Source organism: Synechococcus sp. BA-120 BA3, from assembly GCF_034931285.1.
Taxonomy (GTDB): domain Bacteria; phylum Cyanobacteriota; class Cyanobacteriia; order PCC-6307; family Cyanobiaceae; genus Cyanobium.
In genome coordinates this window covers 1-1,251 of record NZ_JAYGHZ010000180.1, presented here as the reverse complement: position 1 = coordinate 1,251, position 1,251 = coordinate 1, and the positions used below count along the sequence as shown (strand labels likewise).

Here is a 1,251-nt window from a genome sequence, read left to right as displayed (position 1 = left end):
GGTATGGGCGGCAGCCGTGTCAGCCGTGTTGGTGGGGCCGGGACAGACCTGCTCCAAAGCCCTGGGGCCAGCAGGGGTCACTCTGCCATCGCTGCCGTGGGTCAGGATGGGAGTCCGAGCCCCAGACCATCCCCGCCCTTTCCCAGGAGAACCGCTTGGTCGCACGATCCGAAGCCTCCCAATCAGGCCAGAGCGCCCGGACCGTGCGCGTGCCCCTGCAGGACGCCAGCCATTCCCGCAAGAAGGCCCAGCTGCTGGCGGCCATGGAGCGGCCCCGGCCGCCCCTGCCGGCGAACCAGCGCAAGTTCAAGACCGGCACCACCGGTTTCATGCTGGCCATCCACGTGGGGGCGGTCTTCGCCCTGCTGCCCCGCTTCTGGAGCCTCCAGGGGGTGATCGTGCTGGCGGTCCTCTACTGGGCCACGGTGCTGGGGGTGACCCTTGGGCTGCACCGGCTGGTGGCGCATCGGGGCTTTGAGGCGCCCCGCTGGGTGGAGCGGCTGCTGGTGCTGATGGGCACCCTGGCCTGCCAGAGCGGACCGATCGAATGGGTGGGCCTGCACCGGCACCACCACCTCTTCTCCGACCAGCCCAACGACCACCATGACGCCGCCCGCGGCCTCTGGTGGGCCCACAGCGAGTGGATGCTGCACAGGATCCCGGCCCTCACCGAGATCCACCGCTTCACCGGCGACATGGAGAAGGATCCCTTCTACCGCTGGCTGGACCGCTGGTTCCTGCTGCTGCAGCTGCCCCTGGGGGCCGCCCTGTACTGGTACGGAAACTGGGCCGGCGTCCATGGCGGCGGCCTGGGGCTGGTGCTGTGGGGCATCCCGCTGCGCCTGGTGCTCGTGTATCACGTCACCTGGCTGGTGAACTCCGCCACTCACGCCTTCGGCTACCGCAACTTCGACTGCCCCGACCGCTCCCGCAACTGCTGGTGGGTGGCCCTGCTCACCTTCGGCGAGGGCTGGCACAACAACCACCACGCCTACCCCCATTCGGCCCGCCACGGGCTGCGCTGGTTCGAGTTCGACATCACCTGGCAGCACATCCGCGCCCTGCGGGCCCTGGGCCTGGCCCGGAAGGTGCGCATCGCCCCGGTCTTCGGTCGGCGCGCCGACGCAGCCGCCTGAATCCCTGAACCTGAATCCCTGAAGCAGCGCTCGGCCGGGTCCGCCGCAGCCGGGATCGCCGCGCCGATCTCGCGGCGGATGGCGGCCGCCAGGTCGTCCGGGGCCGCCTCGGATC

General features: G+C 70.5%; 1 protein-coding gene. It reads left to right on the top strand.

Annotated features, from left to right (window positions below; genetic code table 11):
* Positions 1–263 precede the first annotated feature (263 nt).
* On the top strand, positions 264–1,136 hold the full coding sequence (locus VB737_RS07085; protein WP_500312218.1) for an acyl-CoA desaturase: 873 nt from the start codon (positions 264–266) through the stop codon (positions 1,134–1,136).
* The last annotated feature ends 115 nt before the right edge of the window (positions 1,137–1,251 follow it).